This window comes from Aquabacterium sp. A3, from assembly GCF_038069945.1.
GTDB lineage: Bacteria > Pseudomonadota > Gammaproteobacteria > Burkholderiales > Burkholderiaceae_C > Aquabacterium.
Map to the genome: position 1 here is coordinate 185,506 of NZ_JBBPEV010000001.1, position 15,212 is coordinate 200,717.

At 61.7% G+C, this 15,212-nt stretch carries 15 protein-coding genes; 4 read left to right on the plus strand and 11 right to left on the minus strand.

Features of this window, described 5'->3' with window-relative positions; all coding sequences use genetic code 11:
* Positions 1–45: 45 nt before the first annotated feature.
* Together WNB94_RS00765 and WNB94_RS00770 are read left to right on the plus strand one after the other, a co-directional pair.
* Positions 46–303, plus strand: coding sequence for a type B 50S ribosomal protein L31 (locus tag WNB94_RS00765; protein ID WP_341387721.1), 258 nt, complete (start codon positions 46–48; stop codon positions 301–303).
* A 98-nt stretch (positions 304–401) separates the two neighbouring features.
* Positions 402–2,090 carry a hypothetical protein gene (locus WNB94_RS00770; protein ID WP_341387722.1) on the plus strand — a complete coding sequence of 563 codons (1,689 nt, stop codon included), beginning with the start codon at positions 402–404 and terminating at the stop codon, positions 2,088–2,090.
* 12 nt (positions 2,091–2,102) lie between these two features.
* On the opposite strand, the gene phoR is transcribed toward WNB94_RS00770, so the two are convergent.
* From phoR to pstS, 7 genes are all read right to left on the minus strand, one after another.
* Positions 2,103–3,422, minus strand: coding sequence for a phosphate regulon sensor histidine kinase PhoR (phoR, locus tag WNB94_RS00775; protein ID WP_341387723.1), 1,320 nt, complete (start codon positions 3,420–3,422; stop codon positions 2,103–2,105).
* A 94-nt stretch (positions 3,423–3,516) separates the two neighbouring features.
* Positions 3,517–4,218 (minus strand): phosphate regulon transcriptional regulator PhoB, encoded by a 702-nt coding sequence (phoB, locus tag WNB94_RS00780; protein WP_341387724.1) that lies wholly within the window; start codon positions 4,216–4,218, stop codon positions 3,517–3,519.
* A gap of 17 nt (positions 4,219–4,235) precedes the next feature.
* Positions 4,236–4,943: a phosphate signaling complex protein PhoU gene (gene phoU, locus WNB94_RS00785; RefSeq protein WP_341387725.1), complete on the minus strand. Its 708-nt coding sequence runs from the start codon at positions 4,941–4,943 to the stop codon at positions 4,236–4,238.
* 56 nt (positions 4,944–4,999) lie between these two features.
* Positions 5,000–5,785: a phosphate ABC transporter ATP-binding protein PstB gene (gene pstB, locus WNB94_RS00790; protein ID WP_341387726.1), complete on the minus strand. Its 786-nt coding sequence runs from the start codon at positions 5,783–5,785 to the stop codon at positions 5,000–5,002.
* A 36-nt stretch (positions 5,786–5,821) separates the two neighbouring features.
* Positions 5,822–6,679, minus strand: a complete 858-nt coding sequence (gene pstA / locus WNB94_RS00795) for a phosphate ABC transporter permease PstA (RefSeq protein ID WP_341387727.1) — start codon at positions 6,677–6,679, stop codon at positions 5,822–5,824.
* Positions 6,676–7,635, minus strand: a complete 960-nt coding sequence (gene pstC, locus WNB94_RS00800; RefSeq protein WP_341389898.1) for a phosphate ABC transporter permease PstC — start codon at positions 7,633–7,635, stop codon at positions 6,676–6,678. Before pstC ends, pstA begins: the two co-directional genes overlap by 4 nt.
* A gap of 184 nt (positions 7,636–7,819) precedes the next feature.
* Positions 7,820–8,857: a phosphate ABC transporter substrate-binding protein PstS gene (pstS, locus tag WNB94_RS00805; RefSeq protein ID WP_445819008.1), complete on the minus strand. Its 1,038-nt coding sequence runs from the start codon at positions 8,855–8,857 to the stop codon at positions 7,820–7,822.
* A gap of 225 nt (positions 8,858–9,082) precedes the next feature.
* On the opposite strand from pstS, the gene WNB94_RS00810 reads away from it, so the two are divergent.
* Entirely contained in the window at positions 9,083–9,598 is a 516-nt protein-coding gene (locus tag WNB94_RS00810; RefSeq protein WP_341387728.1) for a fasciclin domain-containing protein, read from the plus strand.
* A 14-nt stretch (positions 9,599–9,612) separates the two neighbouring features.
* On the opposite strand, the gene glmM is transcribed toward WNB94_RS00810, so the two are convergent.
* The 4 genes from glmM to WNB94_RS00830 form a co-directional block, all read right to left on the minus strand.
* Positions 9,613–10,947, minus strand: a complete 1,335-nt coding sequence (gene glmM / locus WNB94_RS00815) for a phosphoglucosamine mutase (protein WP_341387729.1) — start codon at positions 10,945–10,947, stop codon at positions 9,613–9,615.
* A gap of 46 nt (positions 10,948–10,993) precedes the next feature.
* Positions 10,994–11,833: a dihydropteroate synthase gene (folP, locus tag WNB94_RS00820; protein ID WP_341387730.1), complete on the minus strand. Its 840-nt coding sequence runs from the start codon at positions 11,831–11,833 to the stop codon at positions 10,994–10,996.
* A gap of 73 nt (positions 11,834–11,906) precedes the next feature.
* Entirely contained in the window at positions 11,907–13,811 is a 1,905-nt protein-coding gene (gene ftsH, locus WNB94_RS00825; protein WP_341387731.1) for an ATP-dependent zinc metalloprotease FtsH, read from the minus strand.
* Positions 13,812–14,035: 224 nt separating this feature from the next.
* Entirely contained in the window at positions 14,036–14,719 is a 684-nt protein-coding gene (locus WNB94_RS00830; protein ID WP_341387733.1) for an RlmE family RNA methyltransferase, read from the minus strand.
* Positions 14,720–14,736: 17 nt separating this feature from the next.
* Between WNB94_RS00830 and WNB94_RS00835 the strand changes: the two genes are divergently transcribed.
* A complete protein-coding gene (locus WNB94_RS00835; protein WP_341387734.1) occupies positions 14,737–15,207 on the plus strand; it encodes a YhbY family RNA-binding protein in 471 nt (156 codons plus the stop codon).
* Positions 15,208–15,212 lie beyond the last annotated feature (5 nt).

A 15,212-nucleotide genomic window follows, 5' to 3' on the forward strand; every position in this document is an offset into this window, starting at 1 on the left:
GGGTCTGGTGGCTCCCGATATGGCACACAGCAAGAGGTTCCAGTCATGCCTAAAGAAGGTATTCACCCCAATTACCGCGATGTTTGCTTCGTGGACCAATCCAACGGTTTCAAGTTCGTGACCCGTTCTTGCGCTCCGACCAAGGAGATGATCAAGATGGAAGACGGCCGTGAACTGCCCTTGTTCAAGCTGGAAACCTCGTCCGAATCGCACGCCTTCTACACAGGCCAGCAAAAGAGCGTGGACACCCTGGGTGGCCGCGTCGAGAAGTTCCGCAACAAGTTCGCCCAGTTCCGCAAGTGATCTGCGGTACAGCCTGGCCTCATGTCGGGCTGATGTGACTTGCGTTCCAAAGGGCAGCTTAAGCTGCCCTTTGGTGTTTCTGAGCGCCACACTTTTCCATGCACCAGGACTTTGCCCGACCCAAGGCCTCTCCAGCCCTTGTCACCCAGAAGTCGGTTCAGCCGCTGCCCCGCTGGGCTTTGTTGTTGCTGTGCGCGGCGTATGTGCTGCCCGGCGTCTTTGGTCGTGACCCCTGGAAGAACGCTGACATCGCCTCATTTGGTCAGATGTGGAGCCTGGCGCTGGGCGATGCCACGTGGTTCAACCTGCAGATCGGCGGTGTGCCTCCCAGCTCGGGTGGCGTCTTGCCTTACTGGTTGGGCGGACTGTTCATCTGGTTGACGCAAGGGTGGCTTGACCCGGCTCTGGCAGCCCGGATTCCGTTTGCGTTGGCCTTGGCGGGCGTGCTGGCGCTGACCTGGTACGCCACCTACCACCTGGCCCACACCGAAGCCGCCCGACCACTGCCATTGGCCTTTGGCGGTGAGGCTCAGCCGCGCGATTACGCCAGAGCCATGGCCGATGGCGCCCTGCTGGCGCTGGTGGCCACGCTGGGCCTGCTGCAACTGGGCCATGAAACCACCCCCGAGTTGTTGCAGTTGCTGGGGGCTGGCGCGTTTTTGTATGGCATGGCCGCGATGGACCAACATCCTCGTCAAGCCGCATGCGCCGCACTGCTGAGCTTGCCGATACTCGCGGCCAGCGGCAGCCCCACCATCGCCCAGGGCCTGGGCGCCGTGGGTCTGCTGGTGTGCTGGCGCTCGCACCATCCCAACCGCACCAGGCAAATGGCCTTTGTGGCTTTGGCCATGGTGCTGGCAGCGGCCGTGACCGGGGGCCTGGTACTGCAAGGCAGCGCGCGCTGGGGCTGGAAGCTGTCTGATCAACTGCAAGTCGCCAACTTTGCCCAACTGCTGCTGTGGTTCACCTGGCCTGCGCTTCCGCTGGCGCTCTTGACCTTGTGGCATTGGCGGCGCCAGTGGCAGCGCCGTCACATGGCCGTGCCCTTGTTGATCACCGTGTTCGTCTTGATGGCATCGCTCTTGATGGGGGCTGATCAGCAGGCCTTGCTGTTGGCCTTGCCTGCCCTGGCTGTGCTGGCCGCCTTCGCGCTGCCCATCCTGCTTCGCGGTCTGGGTGCCGCCATCGACTGGTTTTCGGTCCTGTTCTTCACCCTGGTGGCCCTGTACATCTGGCTGGCTTATGCCGCCATCCACACCGGCATCCCGGCTCGCCTGGCCGCCAACCTGGACAAGCGCGTGCCCGACTACGACGCCAGCTTCTCCTGGCTGGCCCTCGTGCTGGCCACGGCTGGCACCCTGGCGTGGTTGGCGATTGTGCGCTGGCGCACCGCTCGCCGCAGTCACGCCCTCTGGAAGAGCCTGGTCTTGCCAGCCAGTGGCGTGACCCTCAGCTGGTTATTGCTGCTGACCTTGTTGCTTCCCCTGCTGGACCAGGGACGCAGCCATCGCCTGCTGATGGACCGCGTCGGCAGCCAGCTGCCACGCGGCGCGGCGGTGTGCGCTCCGGGGGCCCCTGCCTCCATCCTCACAGCCCTGAGCTACTTTGGTGAGCACCCGGTGGATGGACGCGCTGATGCCGCCCAACGGCAACCGCGGTGTGAATGGCTGGTTCAGCGCCTGCCCGGTGATGTGCGCAGCCAGCATTTGCCTGGCTGGACCAAAGTCGGGGTTTACAACCAGCGCACACGCAACTCAGAGAAACTGGTGCTGTACCGCCGCCAGTGACGCTGCCGGTGATCAGTGCGCCTCAGCCGCCTGGGGCGCGCTGGATGCCGGATTGCCGCTACGCAGCCGGGTGGCTGGCACCACGAGGGTGAACACAGAGCCCTTGCCCAGCTCGCTGGTGACGCGCAGATCGCCACCGTGCCGCTGAATCACGTGCTTGACGATCGACAGCCCCAGGCCCGTGCCCCCGGTGTCTCTGGACCGGCTACCGTCCACACGGTAGAAGCGCTCGGTCAGGCGGGGGATGTGCTCCGCATCGATGCCGATGCCGGAGTCCTTCACCTTGAATTCGCCCGAGCCGTCTTCGCGCACATGCCAGGCTACCGCGATTTCGCCACCCTCTGGCGTGTACCGGATGGCGTTGGACACCAGGTTGCTCATGGCGCTGAGCCATTCAGCTTCGACACCGGACAAGAACTGCCCTTCGGCATGATCAAACGCAAAGCTCAAGCGATGGCGACCGGCTGACAGCGCCTGTGCGTCTGTCTGAATGCGTTGAAGCAGTTGGTCCAACGCCGTCCATCGATCGGACGCTGGACGTGGGCTGCCTTCGATCTGCGCCAAGGTCAGCAAATCAGACACCAGCGTCTGCATCCGGGAAGCCTGTTGCGTCATCAGCTCGATGACCCGGCGGCGCTCCACATCGGTGAGCTGCAAGGCCCCCATGGTCTCGATGAAGCCACTGAGCACCGTCAAGGGGGTGCGGATCTCGTGGGACACATTGGCCACGAAATCCCGGCGCATGGTGTCGGCGCGTTCGCGCTCGGAAATGTCCTGAGACACCACCAGTTTCAACCCCTCGCCATATTCACGCACCTGGATTTGCAGGTGCGTGAGGCTACCCCGCGCCACCAGACACTTGACCGGCTCGCGGTAATCGCCGGCCGACAGGTATTGCACGAAGGTGGGGTATCGAACCAGGTTGGTGATGCGCTGCTGCAGATCACGCTGGGCGTTGAGCCCAAAATGATCCGCCGCCACCGAGCTCATCCAGGTGATGTGCTCACTGGCATCCAGCAGCATCACGCCGTTGGGCGACACCTCGATGGCCGACAGAAACTGGTCCAGACGGGCACGCTCATCCTGGATGCTTTGCCGCCGTTGTGCCACCACCCGATGAATGCGGTGGGCCACCTCTCCCCACAAGCCAGGCAGCGCAGGCGGCTCGGCCTCGGGGTTTCTCAACCAGTCGAGCAGGTCGTGGCCCTTGAGGGTGTCTGTGACCGACAAGGCCAAAACCGCCAGACCAGCGCCTGCGCAGGCCAGCGTGACGGGGTAGTCCAACCAGCGGCCCAATGCCCAACCGCCCAATCCGCCCGCCAGGGCAGACAAGAGACGGGTACCCACACGGGACCACACCCATGAAGAATTCGAATCAACGATCACTGGATCTGCCGTTGTCTATGACACCAGTCAGCAGCCCTGTTCAGGCCACCACGTCACTCACCTGCTGGGTGAGGCGATAGCCCGCGCCACGCACGGTCTCGATGAGCTGCGAGCGCTGCACGGGCTGCAGCGCCTCGCGCAGACGCTTGACGTGAACATCCACCGTGCGCTCTTCAATGAACACATGGTCACCCCAGACACGGTCCAGCAATTGCGAACGGCTGTGTACCCGCTCGGGATGCGTCATGAAGAAGTGCAGCAGCTTGAACTCGGTGGGGCCGATCTTCACTTCCTGCTCACCGCGGCTCACGCGGCGAGTGGCAGGATCCAGCCGCAAACCAGCCACTTCCACGGCCGAGTCCAGCGCCTGGGGGGCCTTGCGTCTCAGCACCGCGCGCACACGCGCCATCAGTTCGTGGGTGGAAAATGGCTTGGTCAGGTAATCATCGGCACCCGCATCCAGACCCGCCACCTTGTCCACTTCTTCGGCACGGGCCGTCAGCATGATGATCGGCAAGTCACGTGTCCGTTGCGCAGCGCGCCAGCGTTTGGCCAAGGCCAGGCCCGATTGGCCGGGCAACATCCAGTCCAGCAAGACCAGATCTGGCAGCACCTTGTCGATCGCTTCCTGGGCACGTTCGGCATCGGGGGCCACGGTCACGTCAAACCCTGCATGACGCAGGTTCAGCGCGATCAGTTCAGCAATCGCCTGCTCGTCTTCCACTACCAGTACTCGGCTCATGAGAACGGCTCCGGAGGTTACTTGACGATGGATTCGACCGTCTCGGGCGTGTTGTGACGCACGTCGGTACCCTTGACGATGTAGATCACCTGCTCAGCCAGGTTCTTGGCATGGTCACCCACGCGCTCGATGGCCTTGGCCACGAACACCAGGTCGATCGACGCAGAAATGGTGCGCGGATCTTCCATCATGTACGTGATCAGCTTGCGCATCAGGCCATCAAACTCGGCATCGATCTCGTTGTCGGCCTTGATCACCTCGACGGCAGCCTGGATGTCAAGCCGGGCAAAAGCGTCCAGCGAGCGGCGCAGGGATGCCGTGGCCAGATTGGCCTCGAAAGACACGTCGCTCACGGGCAGGCGCAGGCGGCTGGACACCCCCGTGTTGATCAGGCGCTGCACGGTGCGGGCAATGCGAGCGGCCTCGTCGCCCACGCGCTCGAGGTTGCCAATGGTCTTGGAGATGGCGATCAGCAGGCGCAGATCACGCGCCGTGGGCTGACGGCGGGCAATGATGGTGGAGAGATCGGCGTCGATTTCCATTTCCATCGTGTTCACCCGCGCCTCGGTGGTGATGACCTGGCTGGCCACCTCACCGCTGAAGTGCGTCAACGCGTAGATGGCTTGCGCGATTTGAGATTCGACCAGCCCGCCCATCTCCAGCACGCGGGTGGAAACGCCGCTGAGCTCGGCATCGAACTGGCTGGAAAGGTGTTTTTCAGTCATGGGCTACTCCGTTGTCTTGTTGTTGGGTGGTGTTTGACGGTGGCCAGGGCAAGGCATCAACCGAAGCGGCCGGTGATGTAGTCCTCGGTTTCGGTGCGCTTGGGTTTCATGAAGATGTCGGTGGTGGCGCCAAACTCGATCAGCTCGCCCAGGTACATGTAGGCGGTGTAGTCCGAGCAACGCGCGGCCTGCTGCATGTTGTGGGTCACGATCAACACGGTGTAGTCATTCTTGAGCTCGTGAATCAGCTCTTCGATCTTGCCCGTGGAGATGGGATCGAGCGCCGAACACGGCTCATCCAGCAGCAGCACTTCGGGCTTGATGGCAATGCCGCGTGCGATGCACAGGCGCTGTTGTTGCCCGCCCGACAGGCCCGACCCACTCTGGTTGAGCTTGTCCTTGACCTCATTCCACAAGGCCGCCTTCTTCAGCGCCCACTCCACACGTTCGTCCATCTCGCTGCGCGAGAGGCTTTCAAACAAGCGCACGCCAAATGCGATGTTTTCGTAAATTGACATGGGGAATGGCGTCGGCTTCTGAAACACCATGCCCACACGGGCACGGATCAGTGACACGTCTTCCTTGCTGGTCAGGATATCCTGGCCATCCAGCAAGATCTGCCCTTCTGCCCGTTGCTCGGGATAGAGCTCGAACATCCGGTTGAAAGTGCGCAACAAGGTGGATTTGCCGCAACCGGACGGACCGATGAAGGCCGTCACCTTGTTTTCAGGCAATTCCATGTTGATGTTCTTCAAGGCGTGGAACTTGCCGTAGAAGAAATTGAGGTTGCGCACAGCCAGCTTGGCCTTGGCGGGCGCAGCGGTTTGAACTTTGGTGTCCATGGTGAGAATCTCCGTCAGACTGAAGTGCCGCGCCAATCAGCGCTGGCGGAACAAGGTACGGGCAATGATGTTGAGCGCCAGCACACCGATGGTGATGAGGAAGACGCCTGCCCACGCCAGCTTCTGCCAGTTTTCAAAGGGGCTCATTGCGAACTTGAAGATGGTGACCGGCAGGCTGGCCATCGGCTCGCCCAGGTTGGTCGTCCAGAACTGGTTGGACAGCGCCGTGAACAGCAGCGGTGCGGTCTCGCCAGCAATGCGGGCCACGGCCAGCAAGATGCCGGTGATCACGCCGGCGCGGGCCGACTTCAGGGTGATGCTGAGAATGACCTTCCATTTCGGCGTGCCCAGGGCGTAAGCGGCCTCACGCAAGGCGGCCGGAATCAACGACAACATGTTTTCGGTGGTGCGGATGACCACAGGCACCACGATCAGCGCCAACGCCAGCACACCAGCCCATCCAGAAAACGTCAGGGTCTGCGCCACCACCACCGAGTAGATGAACAAACCGATCACGATGGAGGGGGCCGACAGCAAAATGTCGTTGATGAACCGTGTCAGGCTGCCCAGCCAGCCATGTTGACCGTACTCGGCCAGGTACACACCTGCCAGGATGCCCACCGGCGTGCCGATGGCGGTGGCCAGGCCCACCATGATCAAAGAGCCCACGATGGCATTGGCCAGACCACCGTCCTCCATGGGCGCAGGTGTCATCTGAGTGAAGGTGGCCAGCGCCAGGCCGTCAATGCCCAGGCGAACGGTTTCAAACAGAATCCAGATCAACCAGACCAGCCCGAAAGCCATGGCCCCCAGGGACAAGGTCAGGGCCAGGATGTTGACTCGTTTGCGTGAGGCGTGCATGCGCGCACGCTGAATATGCAACTCTGCGCTCATGAACGCGCTCCTTCGGATTTCTTGAGACGGGCCAGCAGCACCTTCGAGAACGCCAGCACCACGAACGTGATGAAGAACAACACCAGGCCCAGGTAGATCAACGACGCCTGGTGCAGGCCCACATTGGCCTCGGCAAACTCGTTGGCCAAGGCAGAGGTGATGCTGTTGGCGGCCTCGAACAGCGACAAATTACCCAGCTGGTTCATGTTGCCGATCACGAACGTCACGGCCATGGTTTCGCCCAGCGCACGGCCCAGGCCCAGCATGATGCCGCCCACCACACCGGTCTTGGTGTAAGGCAGCACGACCTTCCAGACCACCTCCCAGGTGGTCGAGCCCAGGCCGTAAGCGGATTCTTTCAGCAGAGGTGGGGTCACCTCGAAAACGTCTCGCATCACCGATGCGATGAACGGGATGATCATGATGGCCAGGATGATGCCGGCCGACAAGATGCCGATGCCCACCGGAGGGCCGGAGAACAAGGCAGACAGGTACGGAATGCCATCGGTGGCCGACTGCAAGGGCTGCTGAACATACTCGGCCAACAACGGACCGAACACGAGCAGACCCCACATGCCGTAGACGATGGAAGGCACAGCCGCCAGCAACTCGATGGCGATGCCCAGCGGCCGCTTGAGCCACCCTGGCGACAACTCGGTCAGAAACAAGGCGATGCCGAAACTGACGGGCACCGCGATCAGCAAGGCGATGAACGAGGTCATCAAGGTGCCGTAGATCATCACGAGACCACCGTACTGATCCTGCACGGGATCCCACTCGCTGCGCCACAAGAAGCTGATGCCGTATTCCTTGATGGCGGGCCAGGCGCCCACCACCAGTGACGCGATGATGCCGAACAACAACAGCAGCGTGATCACCGCAGCCGATTTCGCCAGCAAGGCGAACACGGCGTCCGCCCATGGGGCATTCACTCTTCTTTCTGGTGGTTTGCTCATCTGTCGGCGCTTGGATTCTGAGTTGTTGTTGGCGCTGGAATCATCCATGCCTGCGGGCAATATCGCGGTCATCACGGGCCTCCGGCTGGAGTCGATGTTGTCTGGCCAAGTGAGGGCACTTCAACGATAAAACCGGACACCTCTTGAGGGGGTGTCCGGCTGTTTCACAGGGTCAAGTCCAGGATCACTTGGTCCAGACCGGCTTGCCTGCGCTGTCGGTGACCTTGGTCCATTCCTTGCGGATCAGGTCCTTCACGTTGGCAGGCAGGGGCACATAGGCCAGATCGTCAGCGGCCTTGTCACCCTTGTTGTAGGCCCAGTCAAAGAACTTGATCGATTCGGTGGCTTGAGCGGGCTTGTCCTGCTTCAGGTGCATCAGGATGAACGTGGCGCCACTGATGGGCCATGCATCCTTGCCTTGCTGGTTGGTCAGGATCTGGTAGAACGATTTGTCCCACTGAGCACCAGCGGCCGACGCCTTGAAGGCGTCATCGCTGGGCTGCACGAAGTTGCCGCTGGCGTTGCGCAGTTGAACGTGCGACATCTTGTTTTGCTTGGCGTAGGCGTACTCAACGTAACCCACGGAGTTGGGCAGGCGCATGACGAAAGCCGACACGCCTTCGTTGCCCTTGCCGCCGGCGCCCACAGGCCAGTTCACGGCGGTGCCCTCACCCACCTTCGACTGCCACTCGGCATTCACCTTCGAGAGGTAGTTGGTGAAGATGAAGGTGGTGCCAGAACCATCAGCGCGGCGCACCGGGGCGATGGCTGCGTCGGGCAGCGACAGGCCGGGGTTCAGTGCCTTGATGGCAGCGTCATTCCAGCGCGTGATCTTGCCCAGGTAGATGTCGCCCAGCACTTCGCCGGTCAGGCGCAGCTGACCAGGCTGGATGCCTTTGATGTTCACCACGGGCACAACGCCACCGATCACGGTCGGGAACTGCATCAGGCCGTCTTTGGCCAGCTCGTCGTCCTTCAGGGGCATGTCGGAGGCACCAAAATCCACCACCTTGCCACGGATCTGGCGCAAACCGGCACCCGAACCCACGGACTGATAGTTGATGCGCACACCCGTTTCAGTTGCGTAGGCCGATGCCCACTTGGAGTACAGCGGAGCCGGGAAGCTGGCGCCTGCACCAGTCACGCTCTGGGCCATCACGGCGCCAGACAGAGCGGCCACGGTGATGGCGGCGGCGGCAGTGCGAATCATCTTGAAGTTCATGTGAACGCCTTTCTTGTCAACAGACAGATCAGTTGAGAGCAACTGGACTGTAAGAAGCGTTTGTGACGCCAATATGACAGTTCTCCGGGGGTTGTCATAAACAACGACGCGCTGATTTGCATGATCCGCAAATCGCAGCCGTCACACACGGGTCACAGGATTGTCACATGACATTTCTATCTTCTCGACGTGCTCCATTTGTCCTGGGGCCTTACAGGAGAATCCATGACCTTTCACCGAGTTTCACAACACACCCTGATGGCTGCCGCGCTGGCAGCCTCCATCGTGTTCGCTGGCTGTGCCACCCACCGTGCCCCTGCGCAACCCGCCAACCTGGCGGCCGCAGCCATGCAGGAGTCGGAGCTCAGCACCTTCAATCAACTGGTTCAGCAAGCCGGAATGCAAGACGCGCTTCAGGGTAGCGCACCCATGACCGTGTTTGCGCCGACCAATGAGGCCTTCAAGGCCCTGCCCTCGGCCACCTTGGAGGCCTTGTCCAAGAACCCGGATGAGTTGCGCAAGGTGTTGAAGCACCACGTTGTGCCTGGTGTGCACACCCAAGCCAGCATCCAGGGCGCGGTCATGATGTCGACCGTGGCGGACACGAAGTTGCCGATCTCCAAGGCCGGTGATTACCTGACGGTGGAGTCCGGTCTGGTGATCAAGGGCGACATCCAGACCAGCAACGGCGTGCTGCACATCATCGATGCGGTGGCCCTGCCCCCCAAGCCCAAGAAGTAATCGATCCGGGTGGGTCAAGCCCTGGGCAGGCTGTCCGCCAGGGCCTGGGCTGCAGAATTTGCCAAATCGGCATCTGCAGCCTCCACCATCACCCGAAGCACAGGCTCGGTGCCCGAGGCTCTGATGAGGATTCGGCCTCGATCCCCCAACTGCGCGCCAATCGCCTCACGGGCTTGCGCCAATGGCGCATGCGAGGCCCAGTCGAAGCCCACGGGCAAGCGCACGTTGATCAACTTCTGGGGAAACAGATCGACCCCCGACAAGGCGTCGGCCAGCGTACGCTGCTGCCCCACGATGAACTGAAGCACCTGAAGTGCGCTCACCAGGCCATCGCCGGTGGTGTGGCGGTCCAGGGCCAACAAATGCCCAGAGCCTTCGCCGCCCAGACTCCAGCCTCTGCGCTGCAGTTCTTCCAGCACATACCGATCCCCCACCTTGGCGCGCACCATCTCCACCTGCATGCGCTTGAGGGCCATCTCCACGGCCATGTTGGTCATCAGGGTGCCCACCACACCGGGCACTGCGTGCCCCTGCGCCAACCGATCCGCCGTCATCACGAAGAGCAGCTCGTCGCCATTGAAAAGGCGCCCCGAGGCGTCCACCAACTGCAATCGATCTGCATCGCCATCCAGCGCAATGCCGTAATCGGCGCCATGGGCGCGAACGGCGGCTTGCAAGGTTTCAGGGTGGGTGGCCCCGACCCCTTCATTGATGTTGTAGCCGTCTGGCGCACACCCGATGGACACCACCTCCGCGCCCAGCTCGTGAAACACATGGGGGGCGACCTGGTAGGCGGCGCCATGCGCGGCGTCCACGACCAGTTTGAGGCCCTTGAGCGACAGTTGTGGCGAAAACGTGCTTTTGCAAAACTCGATGTAGCGCCCACGGGCGTCTTCCAGACGGCGCGCTTTGCCCAGGTTGGCAGAATCTACCCAGGCCGGCGCGGCCTCCAGGGCTTGCTCGACCGCCAGTTCCCAGCTGTCGGGCAGTTTTTCGCCTTCAGCCGAGAAGAACTTGATGCCGTTGTCGGCAAAGGGATTGTGGGACGCACTGATCACCACGCCCAGGTCCAGCCGCAATGCGCGGGTCAAGTAGGCCACGCCAGGCGTGGGCAGAGGGCCGGTCAACACCACATCGACGCCGGCGGAGGCAAATCCGGCCTCCAGCGCGGACTCCAGCATGTAGCCAGAGATTCGGGTGTCCTTGCCAATGAGCACCGTCGGGCGGCTGGTGGTTTTGCGCAGCACCTGACCAACGGCGTGCCCCAGCCTGAGGACAAAATCGGGGGTGATCGGGGCCTGACCAACCGTGCCACGAATGCCGTCGGTGCCGAAGTACTGTCTGCTCATCTGGGTATTTCTTGTGGGCAAAAGAAAATTATCGCCCACCATGGGCTCAAACTTGATGCAAAGCCTGCCAAACCTTGAGCGCATCGACCGTGGCCCTCACGTCGTGCACACGCACCACCCTGGCGCCTGAGGCAACGCCGCTCAAGGCCGCCGCCAGGCTGGCGGCCAGACGGTCTTCGACGGCGCGACCGGTGATCACGCCCAGGGTGGACTTCCTGGACCAGCCCACCAGCACCGGCAGACCCAGCGCCATCAGTTCGGCCTGCCCTCGTTGCAGGGCGATGTTCTGGGCGGGTGTTTTGCCAAAACCGATCCCGGGATCCAGCACGATGCGGGCATCGGCAACCCCTGCCGCGTTCAGCGCCTGACGTTGCCCTTGCAGGAATTCACACACCTCGGTCACCACATCGGTGTAACTGGTTTGCGCCTGCATTGTGGCGGGATCACCACGCATGTGCATCACACACACACCACAGTCCGGTACCGCTGCAACGGCCTGTACAGCGCCATCTGACGTCAATCCACGGATGTCATTGACGATGTCCACGCCCAGGTCCAGCGCCCGTCGCATGACCTCGGGCTTGCAGGTGTCGACCGAAATGGGCACGCCCAGTGTGGTGGCCACAGAAAGCACCGGGGCCAGCCGCGCCCACTCCTCGTCAACCGTCAAGGTGGGCGCGCCGGGGCGGCTCGATTCGCCGCCAATGTCCAGAATGTCGGCACCGTCGGCGATCAGTTGCTCGCAATGCCGCAAGGCCTGCGCAGCGTGCGCGAACTGCCCACCGTCCGAAAACGAATCCGGGGTGACATTGACGATGCCCATGACGCGGGCAACGCTGAGGTCAAGACGAAAGCGGCGGGTTTGCCAGACAGGCTGGTGGCTCATGGGGATGCACAAAAAAAACGGGGCCGAAGCCCCGTTGCCGCCGAGTGATCAGCAGCGCAGTTGATTTGACGTCTCAGACGGCCGCCGGTGCACCATCCGTGCTCATCGGTGGCTTGGGACCGCTGCTGGGCCGATTGCTGGGCGGCGTCCAGTCCTTGGGGGGACGGGGCTCGCGGCCTTCCATGATGTCTTCAATCTGCTCGGCATCGATGGTTTCCCATTCCAGCAGGGCCTTGGCCATGGCGTGCATCTTGTCCTGATGATCTTCGATCAGCTTGCGCGCCACGGCATATTGCTCATCGATGATCTTGCGGATCTCCTTGTCCACCTTTTGCATGGTCTCTTCAGACATGTTGGTGGTCTTGGTGATCGAGCGGCCCAGGAACACCTCGCCCTCATTGTCGGCATACACCATGGGGCCCAGCTCATCGGTCATGCCGTAACGGGTGACCATGTCGCGGGCGATGGCGGTGGCGCGTTCGAAGTCGTTGGATGCACCAGTGGTCATCTGGTTCATGAAGACCTCTTCGGCAATGCGACCACCGAACAGCACCGAGATGGTGTCCAGCATGCGGCTCTTGTCCATGCTGTAGCGATCACCCTCAGGCAGTTGCATGGTCACACCCAGCGCGCGCCCGCGAGGGATGATCGTGACCTTGTGCACCGGATCGGTTTTGGGCAACAGCCGTGCGACCAGGGCGTGGCCTGCTTCGTGGTAAGCGGTGTTCTTGCGCTCTTCCTCGGGCATGATCATGGACTTGCGCTCGGGGCCCATCATGATCTTGTCCTTGGCCTTTTCGAAGTCGTTCATCTCGACCACGCGGCCGTTGCGACGGGCGGCAAAGAGCGCTGCTTCGTTGACCAGGTTGGCCAGATCAGCCCCCGAGAAGCCAGGGGTGCCCCGCGCCAGGATGTCGGCGCGCACGTCTTGACCCACCGGCACCTTGCGGATGTGCACGTTGAGGATCTGTTCACGACCACGCACGTCCGGCAAGGTGACATATACCTGGCGGTCGAAACGACCGGGGCGCAGCAGGGCCGGATCCAGGATGTCAGGGCGGTTGGTCGCGGCAATCACGATCACACCCAGGTTGGTCTCGAAGCCGTCCATCTCCACCAGCATCTGGTTGAGGGTCTGCTCACGCTCGTCATTGCCGCCACCCAAGCCAGCACCACGGTGACGACCCACAGCGTCGATTTCGTCGACGAAGATGATGCAAGGGGCGTTTTTCTTGGCCTGTTCGAACATGTCGCGCACGCGGGCTGCGCCCACGCCAACGAACATTTCGACAAAGTCGGAGCCCGAGATGGTGAAGAACGGCACCTTGGCCTCGCCAGCGATGGACTTGGCCAGCAGTGTTTTACCCGTGCCCGGAGGGCCGACCATCAACACGCCGCGTGGGATGCGCCCGCCCAGTTTCTGAAACTTCTGGGGATCGCGCAGGAAATCCACCAACTCCTTGACCTCTTCCTTGGCCTCGTCACAACCAGCCACATCGGCAAAGGTGATGGAGTTGTTGTTTTCGTCCAGCATGCGAGCGCGGCTCTTGCCGAAGCTGAAGGCGCCGCCTTTGCCACCACCTTGCATCTGACGCATGAAGTAGATCCACACCCCGATCAGCAACAGCATGGGGCCCCAGGAGATGAGCAGGCTCATCAGCAGCGAGGGCTCTTCGCGGGGCTTGACGTCGAACTTGACGTTGTTGTTGATCAGGTCGCCCACCAGACCACGGTCCAGGTAGGTAGCTGTGCTGCGCACACGGCGATCGTCGGTGGTGACCGCCACGATTTCGGTGCCACTGGGGCCTTCCTGCAGCGTGACGCTCTTGATGCGCTTGGCGCGCACCTCTTCCAGGAAGTCAGAGTAGGCCATCTGCCCGGTGCCCACACCGGCACGGTCAAATTGCTTGAACACAGTGAACAGCACCAGGGCCACCACCAGCCAAACTGCCACTTTCGAGAACCATTGATTGTTCACCGCGTCTCCTTCAACCCAAACCCACCTGCGTCGGCTGATGCTGGATGCATCCCCACACCAGCGCAGGATCTCAAAAAAACAGACAGGCTCTTGCAATTCGAACCGCACGTCTGCTTTCGCGGTATGTGAGGATCATTCTAGAACAGACAAGGCCCCTGCGCGTTTTGTCAATACCCTTTGAAACACTGGATTTCTGTGTCTGGCCGGGCTATTTGCACCTGTGATCAGGTTTTTGTCGCATTTTTGAGCCCAATGCCCACCAGAAAAGTCTCGGCCGACCGGTCGCGAGAGGCCTTGGGCTTGATCGCCTTGGCCACCCGGAAGTGCTCCCGAAAGCGCGCCACAGACTCTTCGTACCCCCCACCGTGAAAAACCTTGCACACCAAGGCCCCGTCTTTTTTCAGGTGGTGAACCGCAAAGTCGACGGCCAGCTCGATGAGGTACGCCACCCGTGCGCCGTCAGTGTCTGAAATACCGGACAGATTGGGCGCCATGTCAGACACTACCACGTCCACGGGCCGATCCCCCACCGCTGCTTCGAGCTGATCCAGCACAGTTTGCTCGGTGAAATCGCCCTGGATGAACTGCACCCCCTCCACGGGTTCGAACTCCAGCAAGTCCAGCGCAATGATGGTGCCATTGAGCGCACCCACCGCAGCGCCACCGGCGCCGGCGTCCTTGGGCGCGAACTTGCGCCGAATGTACTGACTCCAGGCGCCGGGTGCCGCCCCCAGATCGACCACCAACTGCCCGGGGTGGATGAGCTTGAGCGCTTCATCGATCTCTTTGAGCTTGTAGGCGGCGCGGGATCGGTAGCCTTCTTTTTGCGCCATGCGCACGTAAGGATCGGTGACGTGGTCATTCAACCAGGCCTTGTTCACCTTTTTGCTTTTCGTCTGTACTTTCATGGCTCGATAATAGAGGGATGCCTGCAATTGAACTCACCACGGCCGAGCGCCGTGCCCACCGCGCGGATGCGCACCATCTGGACCCCGTTGTCATGATCGGCAACGACGGGCTCACCCCCGCCGTCGTCAAAGAGACAGACGCTGCACTCAAGGCCCATGGCCTGATCAAGGTGCGGGTACTTGGGGATGACCGAGCTGCACGCGAAGCCATCTTCGCTCAGTTGTGCGACCAGTTGAGCGCCGCCCCCATTCAGCACATTGGAAAACTTCTGGTGCTGTGGCGACCGATTCCCGAGAAGGACGCCGACGGGGAGCGCCGCGAAGGTCGTGGCGCAGGCCCCAAGGAGGTCAAGATCCTCAAGTTCTCCAAAAGTGGGACGCGCCGCCCTGAAATCAAGAAGGTCAAGGTGCTGGGCAATCAGCGCGTGACCGCCGGCGGCCTGATCAAACGTGCCAAGCCGCGTCTGAGCAGCAAGAAAAAGGTCTGAGTGAG

Excerpts from the sequence above, each read along its gene's own strand:
- WNB94_RS00765 (WP_341387721.1), top strand. The coding sequence starts at position 46 with ATGCCTAAAGAAGGTATTCACCCCAATTACCGCGATGTTTGCTTCGTG.
- WNB94_RS00770 (WP_341387722.1), top strand. The coding sequence starts at position 402 with ATGCACCAGGACTTTGCCCGACCCAAGGCCTCTCCAGCCCTTGTCACC.
- phoB (WP_341387724.1), bottom strand. The coding sequence starts at position 4,218 with ATGAGCCGAGTACTGGTAGTGGAAGACGAGCAGGCGATTGCTGAACTG.
- phoU (WP_341387725.1), bottom strand. The coding sequence starts at position 4,943 with ATGACTGAAAAACACCTTTCCAGCCAGTTCGATGCCGAGCTCAGCGGC.
- pstB (WP_341387726.1), bottom strand. The coding sequence starts at position 5,785 with ATGGACACCAAAGTTCAAACCGCTGCGCCCGCCAAGGCCAAGCTGGCT.
- pstA (WP_341387727.1), bottom strand. The coding sequence starts at position 6,679 with ATGAGCGCAGAGTTGCATATTCAGCGTGCGCGCATGCACGCCTCACGC.
- pstC (WP_341389898.1), bottom strand. The coding sequence starts at position 7,635 with ATGAGCAAACCACCAGAAAGAAGAGTGAATGCCCCATGGGCGGACGCC.
- pstS (WP_445819008.1), bottom strand. The coding sequence starts at position 8,857 with ATGAACTTCAAGATGATTCGCACTGCCGCCGCCGCCATCACCGTGGCC.
- WNB94_RS00810 (WP_341387728.1), top strand. The coding sequence starts at position 9,083 with ATGACCTTTCACCGAGTTTCACAACACACCCTGATGGCTGCCGCGCTG.
- glmM (WP_341387729.1), bottom strand. The coding sequence starts at position 10,947 with ATGAGCAGACAGTACTTCGGCACCGACGGCATTCGTGGCACGGTTGGT.
- folP (WP_341387730.1), bottom strand. The coding sequence starts at position 11,833 with ATGAGCCACCAGCCTGTCTGGCAAACCCGCCGCTTTCGTCTTGACCTC.
- WNB94_RS00830 (WP_341387733.1), bottom strand. The coding sequence starts at position 14,719 with ATGAAAGTACAGACGAAAAGCAAAAAGGTGAACAAGGCCTGGTTGAAT.
- WNB94_RS00835 (WP_341387734.1), top strand. The coding sequence starts at position 14,737 with ATGCCTGCAATTGAACTCACCACGGCCGAGCGCCGTGCCCACCGCGCG.